Below are 17,342 nucleotides of genomic sequence, written 5' to 3' on the forward strand. Positions count from 1 at the left end.
TGTTTTTGTGGTTAAAAACATTGTACCGTAAAAGGGCGTTTACATGGCCTTTTATCTTTTACACAATTATATGGACTTTATCAAATATGAATTAAGGAATAAAAATATAAAAGTAATAGATTCTCAAACCATAGACAGTATTATGAATAATAAAAATGAATTTCTTCTTATCACTTTAAAAGAAGATCCATTAAATTTAGAGTATTTAAATGAAAACAACTTAACTAATCAAGGTAAAATAATACGCATGAATTCGGGAGAATAGAAATGAAAAAAACACTTATTGTTATTCCCGCATTGAATCCTAAACCTAGTTTTATTAGCTATGTGGAGGAGCTGATTCAAGCAGGCTTTAAAAATATTTTAGTGATCAATGATGGAAGTGATTCAAAGTACGATTCTATTTATAATCAGATTAACGATAAGGAAGAATGTACTGTATATAAACATGCTGTGAATTTAGGTAAAGGCCGGGCTCTTAAAAATAGTATTAATTACTTCTTGAATTTGCCAGATTACAGAGAATACACAGGAATCATAACGGTAGACTCAGATGGGCAACATACTGTTGGAGATGTTGTCCAATTAGATAAAGCAATGCTGCTGGATTCAAATAAAATATATTTTGGTTCTAGAGATTTTAATGAAGAAGATATCCCTTTTAAAAGTCGCTTAGGAAATAAATTAACTACTTTTCTTTTTTGGATGTTATACGGAAAAAAGATAAGAGATACGCAAACTGGTTTACGGGGAATACCAACATCATTCGTATCCTCATTTATTGGTTTAAAAGGAGAAAGATTCCAGTATGAAATGAATGTTTTAATTGAAGCTGTTTATAAAAATATAGAGATTGAAGAAATAAGTATCAAGACATTATACTTTGATGATAATAGTGAAACGCATTTTCATCCGATAAAAGATTCACTTCAAATTATGGGACAATTATTTGGAACATTTTTGAAGTATGTGTTTTCTTCTGTTTCTTCATTTGTAATTGATATTTTGTTATTTCATATATTCGTGCTTTTATTCGGAAATCTTGCAGCAGGGGTAAGAATTCTTGTCGCGACTGTATTATCACGAGTGGGTTCGTCTGCTTTTAATTTTTATATGAATAAGAATGTTGTGTTCGAAAATAGCAGTAGGGATAGTGCCTTAATAGTTAAATACTTTAGCTTGGTGCTCATACAAATGTTGCTTTCTTGGTTCTTTGTCATGACATTGTTTAAAATATTGCAACTTAGTGAAACTTTCATAAAAATCATTGTGGATTCAATCTTGTTTCTTTTTAGCTATCGGATTCAGAAAATGTATGTTTTCAAGAAGAGATAAACAGAATGAGGAGCTTCTCTTTTAAAGAGGGGGTTCTTTTTTATATGAATCGTTACATTTTTTTTAAAACTGGTTTTTGATTCGTCCTTATTTTCTTTAACCGATGACTTCAATTTTTATTTGTTTTTTTCTAGCTGACAATTGTTGAAAGCTATTTTAAGGAGTATAATGAGGCCAGAACAGTCTCTGCAGTTAATAACCCTCTCCGTCCCCATAACCACAACTACTCATCACCTCATCCAACATTTCATTCAACCCCTACTATCACCTCATTTTTCGCACATACCACAACTTATTGGAGGAAAAGAATATGAAGAAAATCTGGCGAGTATTTTTTGCAAGTACACTTTTGCTCTCTACTATATCTCCCACGGTAGTCACTGCTGCTGAAAATATCGAAACGACACAGAATGTTGTGACAGAAGATGATCGGACCCCGATTATTGATGTATCCAGCTTGTCGATATCTAAAAAAGTTGCGACAGCCGGCGATGAATTAAAATTAAGTATAAAAATCGAAAATTCTGCTTATGTGGGTTTGGTTCGGGTCATTTACTGGGATCCGGGAACCCAGTTTTTCAAAATTCTTTACTTAAATAGAAATATAAATACCGGCAAGCATGAAACAACGATCAAAATCACCGAAAATACCTTTCCAGGCGAATATGTCGTTCGTGAAATAAATACGACCAATGCTAATGGGATTATCACCGCTTCTTACCACTATAAAGATTCTACTTTTGGCAATCCTACTGATTTATCCGCTGCCAATTATACCGTCGTACAGACTGTACCAGATACAACAGGACCTACGATTGACGGCAATTCTCTTCAATTATCCCCTTCAGATGGAACTCCCGGAACCTCGATTGGCTTTAGCTTGAACGCACACGATGAAAGTGGTGTGCAGGAAGTGATTGCCCATTATTTGAATCCCGTTACGAATGCGGAAGAAATGATTCCCTTTACTTATAATGAAACATCTACTCTTTTTGAAGGAGCGTTTGACGTTACCAGCGATACTGCCGCAGGAGAATGGCGATTGACGAAGATCACTGCGACCGACACGTTGGGCAATGCCAGCGAATGGGAAAATACTACAGAACCAGCTTTCGGGGCGTTTACGATTACGCAACCTGTGCCTGACACAACTGGTCCGGTAATCAATGGAAGTTCTCTTCAGTTGTCCACTGCGGATGGTACTCCTGGAACTACTATTGGCTTCAGTCTGGATGTGCAAGACGAGAGTGGCGTGAAAGAGGTCATTGCCCATTATTTAAATCCGGTTACGAAAGAGGAAGAAGTCATTCCGTTCACTTTTAATGAAACAACAGCTCTTTTTGAAGGGATTTTTGAAGTGACGGGTGATACTGCTGCTGGAGAATGGATCTTAACGAAGATTTCAGCAAAAGACGAATTAGATAATGCCAGCGAGTTAGATAATAGCGCAGATCCAACAAATGGTGCATTTAAAGTTACCCAACCGGATACAACAGGACCAGAAATCGATTGGGAGTCCCTCACTCTATCGGCGAAAGAAGTAGTAGAGGGAGATAGACTCATTATCGATTTGAACATCAATGACTTTAGTGACATCAAAACAGCTACTCTGGCTTACCGTGTACCGAGCAGCAGCAATTTACATTTGTTAAATTTGGTGAAAAATGCAAAAACAGGCCGCTTTGAAGCTGCTCTTGCCATCACGAAAGAAACGGCAATCGGAGAATGGAACTTGGATTCGATTATGGCGAAAGACAAAGCTGCAAATGTTACTACCATCTATAACAGCAAATTCCATACTGGAACAAATACCTTTGATTTATCGAAAGGACAGTTCAAGGTCCTGGATAAGAAAGGTGAAATCACGCGTCCTGTGCTCAGTTACTCTACCTACATTCAAGGAAGCGGCTGGCAAAAATCGGTTGCTGAAGGTGGAATGAGCGGTACGGAAGGCGAGTCAAAACGTTTGGAAGCAATCAAAATCAATTTGTCAGATTCAGATTTGGCCGGCACGATTCATTATCGTACTCATGTCGAAAAGAACGGATGGATGGATTGGGTTGAAAATGGTCAAATCGGTGGCACGAAAGACGAATCGAAGCGTTTGGAAGCTATCGAAATCAAACTGACTGATGAATTGGCTGCTACTTATGATATTTACTACCGTGCTCATACTCAAAAATTTGGTTGGTTGGATTGGGCGAAAAATGGAGATCCGGCTGGGACTGCTGGACTTGGATATCGTTTAGAAGCTATCGAAGTACGTTTGGTTGAAAAAGGAAAACCTGCACCTGGAAAAACAAACGTAGCTTTCTGGGACAAAGAAACGCAAGTCGGTCCTGGTGTCCATTATTCGACCTATATTCAAAAAGACGGTTGGCAAAACTACCACACCAATGGTCAACTCAGCGGAACAACAGGTCAGGCGAAACATCTGGGAGCCCTCAAAATTCAATTGAAAGATTTGCCATATAAAGGTGGAGTGGAATATCAAGCGCATGTACAAAACGATGGCTGGTTAAATTCTGTCAGTGATGGTGAGATGAGTGGAACCCACGGTGAATCGAAGCGTATGGAAGCAATTCGAATCAAACTGACTGGAGAAATAGCTAAACATTATGACATTTATTACCGAGTTCATGTTCAAAACTTAGGCTGGCTGGACTGGGCGAAAAATGGAGAATCGGCTGGGTCAGAAGGGCTTGCTTTACGTCTGGAAGGAATCGAAGTTATAGCCGTGAAAAAAAATGATCAAGTTCCTGATAAGACCCAACGTCCCTTTGTCTTGAATAATGTTGGGGTTTCTTATACAGCTCACGTTCAAAAATCAGGATGGCAAAATCCTGTTTTCAACGGTATTTTAAGTGGTACAACTGGGAAGGCGTTGCGACTGGAAGGAATCAAGTTGAATATCCAGACAGATGCACTTTCAGGAGGAATCCAATACCGAGCTCATATTCAAGACGCAGGATGGCAGAATTGGAAAGAAAATGGACAATTGAGCGGAACGGAAGATAAAAGCTTGAGGATGGAAGCTATTCAAATCAACCTTACAGGTGAGATGGCACAACTTTACGATGTTTATTACCGGGTTCATGTACAAGATTATGGTTGGATGGATTGGACGAAGAATGGGCAACCAGCAGGAACGGAAGGTCATGCAAAACGTTTAGAAGGAATCCAAGTTCGTTTAGTATTGAAAGGGAAGCCTGCACCTGGAAGTACGGATAGACCCTTTGTAAAAAAATAATTTCATTATTTTAATTTAAAACTATGTTAGTATCTTTATCTTACTAGCATAGTTTTTTATTTTTTATGATAACAATGGGTTAGCGAAGTTCTTTCATTTATGTGATAATATTTATTAAGTGAATTGAGTAAATGGAGCTGAGTAGTGTGCAAAAAGACCTTATATCAATCATCATCCCTTGCTTCAATGAAGAAGAAATGGTGCCGCTTTTCTACATGGAGATGCTTGAAATAATGGAAGGCACTCAGATTGTAGATTTCGAACTGATTTTTGTGAATGATGGATCGTCTGATGAAACATTAGGCGAAGTGAGAAAATTAGCAGAAAAAGATGGTCGTGTGCGGTATTTATCATTTTCGCGTAATTTTGGAAAAGAAGCAGCGATGTACGCTGGGCTTGAGTATGCAAAAGGCGATTTTGTGGCAGTAATGGATGTTGATTTGCAAGATCCGCCAGCCTTGTTACCTTCCATGTATCGGACGTTAAAGTCAGGAGAATATGATTGTGTAGGCGCCAAGCGAATTGATCGAAATGGAGAACCTAAAATCCGTTCCTTTTTTGCGAAAAGTTTTTACAAGGTGATTAATGGTATTTCAGATAATCATATTGTTGACGGAGCGAGAGATTATCGATTAATGACAAGACAAATGGTAGACGCCGTTTTGGAATTGACGGAATACAACCGTTTTTCAAAAGGGATATTTACTTGGGTGGGGTTCCATACAAAATATATCGAGTACAGTAACGTTGAGCGTCCGGCAGGCAAGACATCTTGGTCGTTTTGGGGTTTGTTGAAATATTCGTTTGACGGTATTGTTGCCTTTAGTGAAGTTCCGTTAGCAATTGCCTCCTTTATCGGTTTCATTGCTTTTATCGTAGCCATTTTATTGGCGCTATTTTTTACCATTCGGACATTAATTTTCGGCAATACAACAAGCGGGTGGACCTCCCTGATGGTAATGATTTTAGGGATGGGCGGTTTGCAATTACTGTGTTTAGGAATTGTTGGAAAATATTTAGGCCAAACATTTTTAGAAACGAAAAAACGTCCGATTTATATTTTGAAGGAGACAGATGAGGATTTAGAAAATAAATCTGATACTTGATTTTTATACATTCTTAGAAGCTCTCGGATGAGGGCTTTTTTGGCTGTTTTCAAAACAAACGAATCTCAGAAGTTTGTTGAGGAAAGATGAAAAGAGAAGAGGGGAATCCTCTTCTCTTTTAGGTTGGGAATGTTCGTGTTTTTTAATATTTTTGAACATTTTCGAAGTTTAGTGAACATTTTTTAAATGAATGTAAAGCTCTTTTAAATATCAAACGAATATATATAATGAACATTAAGGAGAGATATGATTTGGATTGTTCCTGTTAAGCGTATAACAGTTTTAAAACCTCACTCATTAATAACTCAAATTGGTTCAATGCAGTGCCAAAAAATAAGTTGGGTGAAAATTCTTTAAAAGATTGGGAAGAATGTGTTTCAGTGCTGATTGTCAGCGTCGCTAGTGAGCCAATTTTTGAATTTCGTTCACCGACAAAAGCAATTGTTTCAATATTTTGTTCATCGGACATGGAAGCCAATTCTGCCAGACGAACTGTATTTCCAGAATTAGAAATAAGTATGATGAGAATATCATCCTTGTTTGTTTTTCTTATTAGTTCTAGGTGACTGTGTGCTGATGATCGGAAACCATATAGATTTAAATATTCTGAAAAATAGTTAGCTATTATTTGAGAAAAGCCAAAACCTAACACCATGATTCTTTTTTCATGATATCGCAAAAACAGTTCAATAAATTTGTTTTTTTCATCATCGGTAAAAGTATGTGGCGCGTTTTCTGAGGTATCTGTATTTAAAAAGGAATATAATAGCTCGCTATAGCCCGAAAAACCAATCTTTTTTGCCATATTGATTATTGAGGCTGGAGAGACGAAGCAGTGTTTTGCAACTTCTCTAATACCCATATTTTTAATGGTCGGTTTATTTTTTTCCATAAAGCGCAAGACTTGGGATTCTGACTTATTTAACTGGTACTTATCAATTAATTTTTCGATATCCAATGAAATCATCCTTAATAAATTTTAGTTAGGAGTATTATAACATGACAAAAGAAGAAATTATTCAAGATCCATGGGCAAGAACAAAGACTAGAAACAACTTAGCTGGTGATGAAGTTATTTCTGGATTACAAAAATCCATTCGCCGCGGTAATGAGAAAGCAGCTTGTGAATACGCCTATGAAATGTATATAACCTCTCCACAGTTTGAAGAAAAATTATGGCGTCGTTTGTTAGCTATTTCAGTAGAAGATATTGGAATGGGAAATCCTCAAGCTGCCATCATGATTAACAGTCTGAATCAAATGAGAAGAGAATTTCAGTACAACGAATCGGATCGTGCAATGTTTTTCTTTCATGCTATTCGCTATTTATGTCAATCAGAGAAAGACCGTTCTTCCGATTTACTAAAAAATATTGTTATTAAAAACTTCGCAATGGGATATGTTCCAGAAATTATTGATGTGGCATTGGACAAACATACAACAAGAGGAAAACAAATGGGGCGTGGTTCTGAGCATTTTCTACACGAAGCCAGTAAAGTAATTCCTCAAGCAGAGGTTACAAACACTTATAAAGAAGAATACGCAGAAATCCTGAAAAAATATGATCCAAATAATCAAGTTCCAAATTCATTTGACTTTAATTCTTGGCAGGTATAAAAGGAGACGAAAATATGGAGAACCCTTCTAATTCAATTGAAAAATTAAATAATCTTTTAAGTCCTATTGCATCAAAAATTGGTAATCAAAGACATTTAAAAGCAATTTCAAGTGGTATGATGTTTGGCCTTCCTTTTATTGTCATTGGTTCGTTCTTTTTAATCTTTGCAAATCCTCCCATTAATATGGATCAGTTCAATCCAGAGACAGCGAATTTCTTTCTGCGATTTTTAGCTGGCTGGAAAGAGTTTGCCGTTAACAATTATGGATTATTGACAGCCCCTTATGATTTAACAATGGGAATCATCGGTTTGGTAAGTTGTTTTGGGATTGCCTATTCATTATCAGAAGATTATGGTATTAATCCTTCCATGAATGGGATGGTTGCAGCTGTTACTTATTTGATGGTTTGTACTCCTGTCGTTGATGGAAGTATTCAGTTAAACTACTTGGGTACAAATGGATTATTTGTAGCGATTATTATTGGCCTGTTGGTAGTTGAAATTTGTAGGTTATTTGAAGTTAAAAATATTAAATTGAAGCTTCCAGAAAGTGTTCCACCGATGGTCGCAACTTTTATTAATACACTATTTCCATTGTTAGCGAATATCATCATTTTCTATGGACTTAATCTGATTTTTATTGCTTCTACGGATAAGATCTTTCCCGAAGTGGTTATGCAATTTTTAACGCCAGCAACTAATATCGCTGGTAGTCTAGGTGGTTTTTTACTGATTGTTACTTTTGGAAATCTTCTTTGGTTGATTGGTATTAACGGCTCGTCTATTATTTTTCCAATTGTATTTACTTTGGGAATGGCTCAAACTGGTTTAAATGCCGAACAGTTAGCAAATGGTGAACAAATGACCCATCTGATGAATTTACAGATGTTCCGTATTTCTGTTTTAGGTGGAGCAGGGGGGACATTAGGATTAATCATTTTGATGATAAGAAGTAAAGTTCCTGAATATCGAACATTAGGAAAGCTATCCATCGTTCCTGGGATTTGTTCGATTAACGAGCCGATTATTTTCGGCTTACCGATTGTATTTAATCCAATACTAGCGATACCATTTTTGATCTCACCGATTGTTTCGTTACTATTAACTTATTTTGCACAAAAGTTTTCATTGATTGGATTAGGTTTCATTATTGATCCTTCCTTTACACCATTCTTTGCTCAAGCTTATTTATCAGCGATGGATTGGCGAAACGTTGTATTCACACTATTTTTGGTAGTGGTAAGTATGGTGATTTACTACCCGTTCTTTAAAGTTTTTGAGAAAAACAGACTCAACGCCTAAAGATTGTTTCACATTTATTTCATCAAGGTTGAAATTGAGTAACATACATAGCTTTCATTTGCTTTCAAACCAGCTTTCTCGTTAACATGAGGTATATTGTTAACGAAAGGCTGGTTTTTTATGCAGATACCTAGGAAGAAAAGTCGCCGGATTGAAGTATTTGACGGCATGAGAGGAATGGCTGCTGTAATTGTAATGGTCTTTCATTTGATTGTGATGACAAAAACAGGTCATGCGAGTAACCATTCCTTGTCTTTTGAAAATGGTTGGTGGCGGGCCTTTACTGTTACACCTTTAAAACTGCTATGGGCAGGAAATGAAGCCGTCATCTTATTTTATATCATTGGTGGTTTTGTCATTGCAAAGCCTTATTTGGAAGGTAGAGAATTACAATTTGGAAATTTTATTAAGAAGCGTTTTTCTCGTTTAATTTTACCTTACTGGTTGATTTTGTCGGTGACGGTCATTTTTATTGGATTATTTATGGGATTGAAAGACGGTATACAATTAAGTAGTTCGTTTAATGTAAAATGGAGCGAGTTTCCATCTGGGATGGATATTTTGGCTCAACTTTTGGCATTTGATTACAACATGGATATTACTGCCGGTGCGTTTTGGAGTATCGTACAAGAGTGGCGGATCGCTTTGTTCATTCCTTTTATTGGATTATGGCTGGCGAAATCATCTACCAAGCAAGTTGTCGCAATTGTGCTTCTGGGGAATTGGTCGCTGGATGCGATTACGATGGAAATGCTTGGTTCTTCCAATGAAGTGTTAGCATATGTAGGAGATACTTTGAACCGCACCAACTATTACTTTATCTTCTTTTTTATCGGTGCGGTATTGTGTAAACACATCGAAGAGTTAAGGGAGTTCTTTGCGAAACGAAAATGGGTCCGGATTATTTCGGGATTATTGCTACCGATATTGATTCCCTATCAATGGGTGCTGGCCGGATTTGGAGTGACAATCGGACGAAGAGAAGCGATGCCGATTACTGCAATTGGAATTGTGCTGTTATTGCTAGTAGCGATGGAATCGGAATGGTTGAGCAAGTTCTTCAAATCAAAGCCGCTGTTGTTTTTAGGGGGAATTTCATTTAGCTTGTATTTGACGCATACAACAGCAATCGTCTTGTTTGTAGCACTGCTTGGACAAGTTATGGATCCACAATGGGCAATGATCATTTCACCGGTATTTGCGCTGGGATTCGCAGTGTTCTGGTATAAGCATGTGGAACAGAGACTGGCAGGGTTCAGTTTGCCGAAAGTCTGGGTTGGCTCCACCGAATAAGAAGAAAAAGTCCTCATCTGAGGGCTTTTTTGTCCGAAATGGGAACTTCGGGGCTCCATAAGCGGCTGAAGGTTACACTTTGGTCGAAAGTGGGAGCTTGACGGTCACAAATCGAGCTGAAGGTTACGCATTTAGTGGAAGTGGGAACTTGGTGGCCACGAATTGATTTGAAGGTTACATATTTGGTGAAAGCGGGAGCTTGGTGGGCTCGAATTGATTTGAAGGTTACATATTTGGTGGAAGTGGGAGCTTCGGGGCTCCATAAGCGGCTGAAGGTTACACTTTGGTCGAAAGTGGGAGCTTGACGGTCACAAATCGAGCTGAAGGTTACGCATTTGGTGAAAGTGGGAGCTTGACGGTCACAAATCGAGTTGAAGGTTACGCATTTGGTGAAAGTGGGAGCTTGGTGGGCTCGAATTGATTTGAAGGTAACATATTTGGTGGAAGTGGGAGCTTGGCGGGCTCGAATTGATTTGAAGGTTACATATTTGGTGGAAGCGGGAGCTTGGTGGGCTCCATAAGCGGCTGAAGGTTACACTTTGGTCGAAAGTGGGAGCTTGGTGGCCACGAATTGATTTGAAGGTTACATATTTGGTGAAAACGGGAACTTGGTGGCCACGAATTGGTTTGAAGGTTACACATTTGGTGGAAGTGGGAGCTTGACGGGCTCGAATTGATTTGAAGGTAACACTTTGGTCGAAAGTGGGAGCTTGACGGTCACAAATCGAGCTGAAGGTTACACATTTGGTGGAAGTGGGAGCTTGGTGGCCACGAATTGATTTGAAGGTTACATATTTGGTGGAAGTGGGAGCTTGGCGGTCACAAATCGAGCTGAAGGTTACGCATTTAGTGGAAGTGGGAACTTGGTGGCTAAAAATCGAGCTGAAGGTTACGCATTTAGTGGAAGTGGGAACTTGGTGGCTAAAAATCGAGCTGAAGGTTATACATTTGGTGAAAGCGGGAGCTTTGGAGTCGCAAGCCCAATTGAAAGTTACACTTTTTTTAAAACAGTAAGCTTCGAATGGAAACCCCATCTGAAGCTTACCCATTTTCCTATTTGCATTGATTTTTTGTTAATACTTTTCCTGTTAATTTCCTACTGACCCGGTTCCCGCACCAGTCTCTCAATTTTGACGAGGTTAATTTTTCATTTGGGAACAAGAGATAGAATTCTCGGGCCGATTTTGTAACGATATCTGATTTCAATTCGAACTGCTGACAGTTCATACAACTAAAATATTTATGACGGTCCTGCATCTTGTCTGAGTGGCAGTTGTCACACCAAATTCCCTTTGCCATGCTTTCATATGTGTATGAAATTTTTGTATCGATATGGGTACGATTCACCTTGCAAGATTCAATATAAGCAGCAATTTTATGGTGATAATCATTGATTTCTGAAGCTTGCAACTTGATTTTTGCTAGATAATCATCCAATTGAGAACGGAGGATGATAGGGAAATCGGGCTCGTTGCCATATAGCGTGAAAGTAGGGTTGATGAAGATAACCTTTTTCTCAATCGGCAGTTTAATGTTTTTGCGACGCAAGAGGATGTCTAGAACATCGTAGGCTCGATTAAGCTGAGTCAGAGGATTATTACTTTTTTCTCCATTTTTGAAAAAATCTCCTTTCTCGTAGTGATAAATTCCTGAGTGATTCTTGATGTCTAGCAAGTAGATTCTATGGGAAGTAATGACAACGAAATCAAGCTGGGTGGTAATACCATTTTCTAGTTCTGAATCATAGACGAGCGCATGGGGGATATCTTTTTCCTCCAATATTTGGCCGAATTCCCATTCGCCTTCGTAGCCCATCCGAAAGGCATAGTAAATCTTCTTCTGCTTTTGGTCAAAATAAATCCTTTTATGCAACGCTTCATAGGTTTTTACTGTCACCGGCTTTTCTAAATGCATATTTTTGCCTCCTTGATAAATAGATACGTATAATAAAGAAAAGACATTTTTTTTAAAAAAATCTTTTGTTACCGCTATCATCAAACAAACATCTTGTGCTTATTTTATGATTTGTTAAGATTAAAAAGCGAGATAAAACAATAGGAAAGTGTATATAATGATAGGAGGATTTTATCAATGGAAACTGCAGCTTTTTACCACCGCCCTGAGAGTGAGTATGCATACATCTATGCACCAGGGCACGTGCATATTCGACTGCGTACGAAAAAAGGGGACGTAGCCAAAGTCGGCTTTATTCAAGGTGACCCCTTTAATTTGCATTTGAGAGATTGGTATCAAGAAGAAAAAGAAATGGAACTATTATCATCAACCGACTTACATGATTATTGGTTGATTGATACGGACGAACCGGTAAAACGGATGGCGTATGCTTTCCACGTTTACGGCAAGGATGGTTCAGACGTTATCTACAATGACCGAGGAGTATTTCCGTACTTGAAAGAACAATTGACGAATTCGGGGATGTATTTCCGTTTGCCGTATTTTCATGAAACAGACCGTTTTAAAGCGCCGGATTGGGTAAAGAAAACAATTTGGTATCAGATTTTCCCGGAACGTTTCCATAATGGGGATGAGGATAATGATCCAGAAGGTGTATTGGAGTGGGACAGCAAGACAGAATTATCGACTGTTGACTTTTATGGTGGGGACATTCAAGGAATCCTGGACAAATTGGATTATTTGGAAGACTTGGGAATCAATGGAATTTATTTGACGCCGATATTCACGGCGCCGTCGAACCACAAGTACGATACAACTGACTACTATGAAATTGATCCACATTTCGGTGACAAAGCCTTGTTCCGTGAATTTGTGGAAGAAGCCCATAAGCGTGGAATGCGCGTAATGCTGGATGCGGTGTTTAATCATATTGGAGCGGAATCTACACAATGGCGAGATGTAGCTCAATATCAAGAAGATTCTCGTTTTAAAGAATGGTTTCATATCCAAGAATACCCTGTGCCGAGTGCAGAGGAAATTCAGGCGCATGGTCCGCATTATATGGAGCATGCGGAAAATTTACCCTATGAAACGTATGCCTACGTACCAATGATGCCGAAAATCAATACGCATAACCCGGAAGTGCAAGAGTATTTGTTGAACATTGCTACTTACTGGATTAAAGAGTTTGATATTGATGGCTGGCGTTTGGATGTTGCCAATGAAGTTGATCATACTTTCTGGCGTAAATTCAATGAAGCATGTTTGAGCCTGAAATCAGACTTTTATATTTTGGGTGAAATTTGGACTTCTTCACGCGCTTGGTTGGAAGGGGACGAGTTCCACGGTGTAATGAATTATTCGCTTGTCGGAAATATTATCGATTATTTTGTTGGCAAGAGCATCCCGGCTCGTAAAATGGCGAACGTTATGAATGAGCAATTAGCGCAATATCGTAAACAAACTCATGAGACCATGTTTAATATGCTGGATTCCCATGACACGGCGCGTGTTTTGACGATGGCGGAAGGGGATATTGATCTAGTGAAATCAACCCTTGCCTTTATGTTCTTGATGCATGGTTCACCGTGTATTTATTACGGAACAGAAGTGGGAATGATGGGTGGACCGGATCCGCAATGCCGTCGCTGTATGATTTGGGATGAGGAGAAACAGGATCGTTCGATGTATGAGTTTACAAAAGAATTGATCCAATTGCGTAAAGAGTACCAACCGTTATTGTCTTATGGAATGCTGCGCTGGGAACTGGTTCTGGATGAAGAAAAAATTGTCGGCGTAAGACGCGATCTAGGCGACGATGAAATTATTGGCTATTTCAATCAAGGTTACGATGACTTTGAAATTCCGCATGACGAGAGTACAAAAGTTGTTCTGCATCATCTAAGTAATGAAGCAGAAGGAAAATCAGTGATTGCACCAAATGGATTTACCATCCATACTAGAAGACAAAAATAGGTAAAAACATGCCAAAAGGATTTTTTTGAATAAATTTGGCAGAAAAAAATTATTTTGCGTACCCCTTAGACTGAGCTGATTTTTTCGGCTCAGTTTTTTCTTTGGATTGTATAATAGAGCTTGCAAAAATGATCTATATTATACAATTTCTCCAAATTTCGCCGAGCCATCAGCTGTTCTGGTCCAGTCCAGCTAGAAAATATGCTATAATTTCGCTGAGAGGCGGTGTTTGTATGCTAGTTGAGTTGGTAGTGGAGAATTTTTATTCCTTTCGTGATGAAGCGACATTTTCCTTGGTGGCGACGATGATTCCGGAACATCCTGAGACAGTATCGGATACAGAAATTTTTCCGGTGTGTAAAGTAAGTACCATTTATGGCGCGAATGCCAGCGGAAAGAGTAATTTGTTACGGGCAATGGCTTTAATGAAAGAAGGATTGTTTGTTGAAAAAGGAAAAGAGCAACAATGGCTCGCCAAAATTCAGCCATTTCACTTGGATGAAAGAAGTGAGAAGGAAGATACATTATTAGAAATTAGTTTCTTAATCGACGAAGACCTGTATCGCTATGGCTTTTTTGTAAACCACCAAAAAATTACCGAAGAGTATTTGTATTTGGAAAAAGAAGGCGATGAAATCAGTGAGCAAGAAATTTGTTTCCATCGCACCATTGACGGTATAGAAGGTACATGGGAGCTTTCGTCAGATGTGCAGGAAGACCGATTGATTTTGGCAGAACTTTTCAAAATTCAGCCCCATTACTTAAAAGATATGTACAAATGGTTCAGCGAGATGCGAATCATTACAAATTCGCAAAATCCCTATCTTTCCATTTCCCTTGCGAAGTTACATTTGAAAAAATACAAACACAACTTATTGACCTTGATTCAAGTGGCCGATCCATCGATTCATGATATTGAAGTCCGTGAAACAATCGACGAAAATAGCGGTAAAAAGCGTGATGATTTCTTTGTCATTAAAATGAAGAAACAGCTGGATGGAAGCAACATACCATATCGGGAAGGTTTCCGTTTCAAGGATGTGGAGTCAGCCGGAACGGTAAAGTTGCTGGCTTTGTCAGGTCCAATTATTGAAGCTTTGGAACAAGGAAGCTTATTGATGATTGATGAAATGGATCAGAGTTTCCATACGTTGATGACACGATTTGTTTTGGAACTATTTCGCGGTAAATTTAATCCACTCGGAGCGCAGTTGGTATTTTCGACTCACGACATTTCGAACTTGGATAGTGAGTTGTTCCGCCGTGACCAAGTATGGTTTGTGGAAAAGAAAAAAGCCGGCAATAGCGAGTTGATTTCGCTGGTGGAATATCGCTTCGATAAAAAAGAGCGCAAAAATAGCTTTGAGTTTTACCGGAATTATTTGAATGGGAAGTATGGCGCCGTGCCGTATTTACCGCCGACAGATTGGTGGGTGGACAATGGCGAAGAAGAATAGACGCAGAAAAAAACGCGAATACAAACGTGAGGTAGGAACGCGGCTGCCTGGAAAAACATTCTTGATTGTTTGCGAGGGGACAAAAACAGAGCCGAATTATTTCCGTGGTTTTGAAGTCTTGTCCGCCAGTGTCGAAATTCGTGGAACCGGGAGAAATACCTTGTCCCTTGTTCATTATGCTGAAAAAATACTGGCAGAACGGGAAGAGGAATTTGACGAGGTATGGCTGGTATTTGATAAGGACTCCTTTTCAGATATGAGCTTTAATAATGCGGTCTTTTTCTGCGAAGCACACTTTGATAAAGGATTCCGAGTTGCCTACAGTAACGAAGCTTTTGAGCTTTGGTATTTATTGCACTATGAAATGATCACTAAACCAGTCAGCCGTTTTGATTATAATGCGATGCTCTCTAAGAGAATGAAAAAGTATTACAAAAAGAATGCACCAAATATGTATGGAAAATTATTAACAAGGCAGCCAATGGCGATTGAAAATGCGAAAAAACTGTACGAAGGCCGTTCAAATTCTCCGGCCAAGGATAACCCCTCTACGACCGTCTTTCAGCTCGTAGAAGAGTTAAATAAACATTTACGCGATTAAAAACGGGAATCATTTCATTTGCGTATCTTGTATGTAAGAGGATTATTTTTTGGGAGGATGAAATATGTATACAAATGCTTTTTTGGGAATGGATTTTACAGAAGATACGAAGTCTGTTGTGATTCATTTTTTAATGGGTTACTCTTTGGCGGAAGAGTATGTCTTTCTAAACGAAGAAACAGCTACTCATTTTTATATGGCTTGTTTGCGCTTCTTTGATGCTGTAAAAGAAAAACCAGTTGTTGAACAACAAAATATGTTTCGCGATTTTCTGGATTCGAATATTTTAGAGTTGACGTATGAGAAGCGTATTTATTGATTTAAATTAAAAGTCCCAAAATAGAAATAAGAAAAGCGGACAAGTCCGCCTTGGCCTATGAAAAAATAGGAAATTTGACCCTGAATGAGCAGCGAAGCGCGCAATGGGGCAAATTTATCTTTTTTTTATTAGGTCAGGACTTGGGAGCTAGACATTGATGGCTGAACTTATAATCCCCTAGTCTACTAAAAAAGAAAGACTGTGTCTCAGCACAGTCTTTCCTACTCATCCGTTAATTCTTTTAATCTTCAATATCTGTCCGATGATAATTAAGTCTGAATTCAAGCCATTCAGACTTTTTAAAGAGGCTACTGTCGTACCATGTTTTTTGGCCAGTGACCAAAGTGTATCGCCTTTTACAACGAGATGGAGTTGGAAGCAGCCCTGGTTATCAATAGGATTTGGAAGCTTTGTGAGAGGGGCTTCCAAGTCTTTTTTGAATTGAGCCATACTGATTCCCCAAGTAGCCAAATAACCATCTGGATCAAGGTGGGTAGTTCCGCCCAGGTTTCTGGAAACCCAAGAATGTGTTTTGATTCCTGGAGTTTCAGTGCTACTCCCGGCATTTAGCGTCAAAGGAATGCCCGCTTCAATGGCCAGCTGGCGCAACAACCAGATGTAAGCAGCATAATCTTTCTCAAAGATTGTCTTATTATTGGTACGAGCCAGTTCAACTTGTGCATAAGCATAAGGATTGGCATTTGGGCCGGCTCCCCATTGAACTTGGCCGACACGTGCGATTTGGATGATTTTCCCGGCTGATCCAACCCAGTGGGATACAAAAGCATTTTGCCAGTTTCGTTTCATATAGGCCACTTCATTTTCCAGGCTGTTTTTCCCGATGTTATTGGGATTACCTGATTCATGGGCAATAATAAATTGGGTTCTTCTGAGGGCTTGTTGAGAAATAGGCAGTAATTGTTTTTCAATTGTGTAAGACATAGAAATTCTCCTTTCTAAAAATGGATAAATAAAAAGGCCAGGAATAGAATCCCAGCCTTTTCGAGAAAAAGTACAACTTTGATAGTTAGCAATCAAGAGGGGATGTTGAGAAAAATAGTAAGGTTTCAGGCTCTTTTATTGCTTGTATGCAGTTGTGTCGGTAGTTGTGTTCTGAAGTGCAGCAACCCTATGACTTCAGAAATCCCTGTGAGATGTGATCATCTCTT

The 17,342-nt window shown here is 38.7% G+C and carries 16 protein-coding genes; 13 read left to right on the forward strand and 3 right to left on the reverse strand.

What is annotated here, in order from left to right:
• Positions 1–43: 43 nt before the first annotated feature.
• The 4 genes from EJN90_RS13900 to EJN90_RS10035 all read left to right on the forward strand — a co-directional run bounded on the left by EJN90_RS13900 (position 44) and on the right by EJN90_RS10035 (position 5,691).
• A complete protein-coding gene (locus tag EJN90_RS13900; RefSeq protein WP_164544060.1) occupies positions 44–265 on the forward strand; it encodes a hypothetical protein in 222 nt (73 codons plus the stop codon).
• Between the two features lie 2 nt (positions 266–267).
• Positions 268–1,335 (forward strand): bifunctional glycosyltransferase family 2/GtrA family protein, encoded by a 1,068-nt coding sequence (locus EJN90_RS10025; RefSeq protein WP_126110850.1) that lies wholly within the window; start codon positions 268–270, stop codon positions 1,333–1,335.
• 310 nt (positions 1,336–1,645) lie between these two features.
• Entirely contained in the window at positions 1,646–4,585 is a 2,940-nt protein-coding gene (locus EJN90_RS10030; protein WP_126110852.1) for an Ig domain-containing protein, read from the forward strand.
• A gap of 146 nt (positions 4,586–4,731) precedes the next feature.
• A complete protein-coding gene (locus EJN90_RS10035; protein ID WP_227872499.1) occupies positions 4,732–5,691 on the forward strand; it encodes a glycosyltransferase family 2 protein in 960 nt (319 codons plus the stop codon).
• A 265-nt stretch (positions 5,692–5,956) separates the two neighbouring features.
• Here EJN90_RS10035 and EJN90_RS10040 read toward each other — a convergent pair whose 3' ends face one another.
• Positions 5,957–6,649, reverse strand: coding sequence for a MurR/RpiR family transcriptional regulator (locus EJN90_RS10040; protein WP_126110856.1), 693 nt, complete (start codon positions 6,647–6,649; stop codon positions 5,957–5,959).
• A gap of 41 nt (positions 6,650–6,690) precedes the next feature.
• Between EJN90_RS10040 and EJN90_RS10045 the strand changes: the two genes are divergently transcribed.
• From EJN90_RS10045 to EJN90_RS10060, 5 genes are all read left to right on the forward strand, one after another.
• Positions 6,691–7,308 carry an AAA family ATPase gene (locus EJN90_RS10045; RefSeq protein WP_126110858.1) on the forward strand — a complete coding sequence of 206 codons (618 nt, stop codon included), beginning with the start codon at positions 6,691–6,693 and terminating at the stop codon, positions 7,306–7,308.
• A gap of 14 nt (positions 7,309–7,322) precedes the next feature.
• Positions 7,323–8,612 carry a PTS sugar transporter subunit IIC gene (locus EJN90_RS10050; RefSeq protein WP_126110860.1) on the forward strand — a complete coding sequence of 430 codons (1,290 nt, stop codon included), beginning with the start codon at positions 7,323–7,325 and terminating at the stop codon, positions 8,610–8,612.
• A 120-nt stretch (positions 8,613–8,732) separates the two neighbouring features.
• Positions 8,733–9,905 (forward strand): acyltransferase family protein, encoded by a 1,173-nt coding sequence (locus EJN90_RS10055; protein WP_126110863.1) that lies wholly within the window; start codon positions 8,733–8,735, stop codon positions 9,903–9,905.
• A 283-nt stretch (positions 9,906–10,188) separates the two neighbouring features.
• The gene (locus tag EJN90_RS13905; protein WP_164544061.1) at positions 10,189–10,326 is read left to right on the forward strand and encodes a hypothetical protein; all 138 of its coding nucleotides are present in this window, start codon (positions 10,189–10,191) and stop codon (positions 10,324–10,326) included.
• A 323-nt stretch (positions 10,327–10,649) separates the two neighbouring features.
• Positions 10,650–10,919: a hypothetical protein gene (locus tag EJN90_RS10060; protein WP_126110865.1), complete on the forward strand. Its 270-nt coding sequence runs from the start codon at positions 10,650–10,652 to the stop codon at positions 10,917–10,919.
• Positions 10,920–10,958: 39 nt separating this feature from the next.
• On the opposite strand, the gene EJN90_RS10065 is transcribed toward EJN90_RS10060, so the two are convergent.
• Positions 10,959–11,819: a nuclease-related domain-containing protein gene (locus EJN90_RS10065; protein ID WP_164544062.1), complete on the reverse strand. Its 861-nt coding sequence runs from the start codon at positions 11,817–11,819 to the stop codon at positions 10,959–10,961.
• A gap of 177 nt (positions 11,820–11,996) precedes the next feature.
• Between EJN90_RS10065 and EJN90_RS10070 the strand changes: the two genes are divergently transcribed.
• The 4 genes from EJN90_RS10070 (at position 11,997) to EJN90_RS10085 (ending at position 16,173) form a co-directional block, all read left to right on the forward strand.
• On the forward strand, positions 11,997–13,796 hold the full coding sequence (locus EJN90_RS10070) for a glycoside hydrolase family 13 protein (RefSeq protein ID WP_126110869.1): 1,800 nt from the start codon (positions 11,997–11,999) through the stop codon (positions 13,794–13,796).
• Positions 13,797–14,029: 233 nt separating this feature from the next.
• Entirely contained in the window at positions 14,030–15,253 is a 1,224-nt protein-coding gene (locus EJN90_RS10075; RefSeq protein ID WP_164544063.1) for an AAA family ATPase, read from the forward strand.
• Entirely contained in the window at positions 15,237–15,854 is a 618-nt protein-coding gene (locus EJN90_RS10080) for an RloB family protein (RefSeq protein ID WP_164544064.1), read from the forward strand. The genes EJN90_RS10075 and EJN90_RS10080 overlap by 17 nt, the downstream gene beginning before the upstream one ends.
• A 64-nt stretch (positions 15,855–15,918) precedes the next feature.
• Positions 15,919–16,173: a hypothetical protein gene (locus tag EJN90_RS10085; RefSeq protein ID WP_126110874.1), complete on the forward strand. Its 255-nt coding sequence runs from the start codon at positions 15,919–15,921 to the stop codon at positions 16,171–16,173.
• 225 nt (positions 16,174–16,398) lie between these two features.
• Here the strand turns inward: EJN90_RS10085 and EJN90_RS10090 are convergent, their stop codons facing one another.
• The gene (locus EJN90_RS10090; protein WP_126110876.1) at positions 16,399–17,115 is read right to left on the reverse strand and encodes a LysM peptidoglycan-binding domain-containing protein; all 717 of its coding nucleotides are present in this window, start codon (positions 17,113–17,115) and stop codon (positions 16,399–16,401) included.
• Between the last annotated feature and the right edge of the window lie 227 nt (positions 17,116–17,342).

Source organism: Jeotgalibaca ciconiae (genome assembly GCF_003955755.1).
Classification (GTDB): Bacteria; Bacillota; Bacilli; order Lactobacillales; family Aerococcaceae; genus Jeotgalibaca; species Jeotgalibaca ciconiae.

Excerpts from the sequence above, each read along its gene's own strand:
- EJN90_RS13900 (WP_164544060.1), top strand. The coding sequence starts at position 44 with ATGGCCTTTTATCTTTTACACAATTATATGGACTTTATCAAATATGAA.
- EJN90_RS10025 (WP_126110850.1), top strand. The coding sequence starts at position 268 with ATGAAAAAAACACTTATTGTTATTCCCGCATTGAATCCTAAACCTAGT.
- EJN90_RS10030 (WP_126110852.1), top strand. The coding sequence starts at position 1,646 with ATGAAGAAAATCTGGCGAGTATTTTTTGCAAGTACACTTTTGCTCTCT.
- EJN90_RS10045 (WP_126110858.1), top strand. The coding sequence starts at position 6,691 with ATGACAAAAGAAGAAATTATTCAAGATCCATGGGCAAGAACAAAGACT.
- EJN90_RS10050 (WP_126110860.1), top strand. The coding sequence starts at position 7,323 with ATGGAGAACCCTTCTAATTCAATTGAAAAATTAAATAATCTTTTAAGT.
- EJN90_RS10055 (WP_126110863.1), top strand. The coding sequence starts at position 8,733 with ATGCAGATACCTAGGAAGAAAAGTCGCCGGATTGAAGTATTTGACGGC.
- EJN90_RS10065 (WP_164544062.1), bottom strand. The coding sequence starts at position 11,819 with ATGCATTTAGAAAAGCCGGTGACAGTAAAAACCTATGAAGCGTTGCAT.
- EJN90_RS10070 (WP_126110869.1), top strand. The coding sequence starts at position 11,997 with ATGGAAACTGCAGCTTTTTACCACCGCCCTGAGAGTGAGTATGCATAC.
- EJN90_RS10075 (WP_164544063.1), top strand. The coding sequence starts at position 14,030 with ATGCTAGTTGAGTTGGTAGTGGAGAATTTTTATTCCTTTCGTGATGAA.
- EJN90_RS10080 (WP_164544064.1), top strand. The coding sequence starts at position 15,237 with ATGGCGAAGAAGAATAGACGCAGAAAAAAACGCGAATACAAACGTGAG.
- EJN90_RS10085 (WP_126110874.1), top strand. The coding sequence starts at position 15,919 with ATGTATACAAATGCTTTTTTGGGAATGGATTTTACAGAAGATACGAAG.
- EJN90_RS10090 (WP_126110876.1), bottom strand. The coding sequence starts at position 17,115 with ATGTCTTACACAATTGAAAAACAATTACTGCCTATTTCTCAACAAGCC.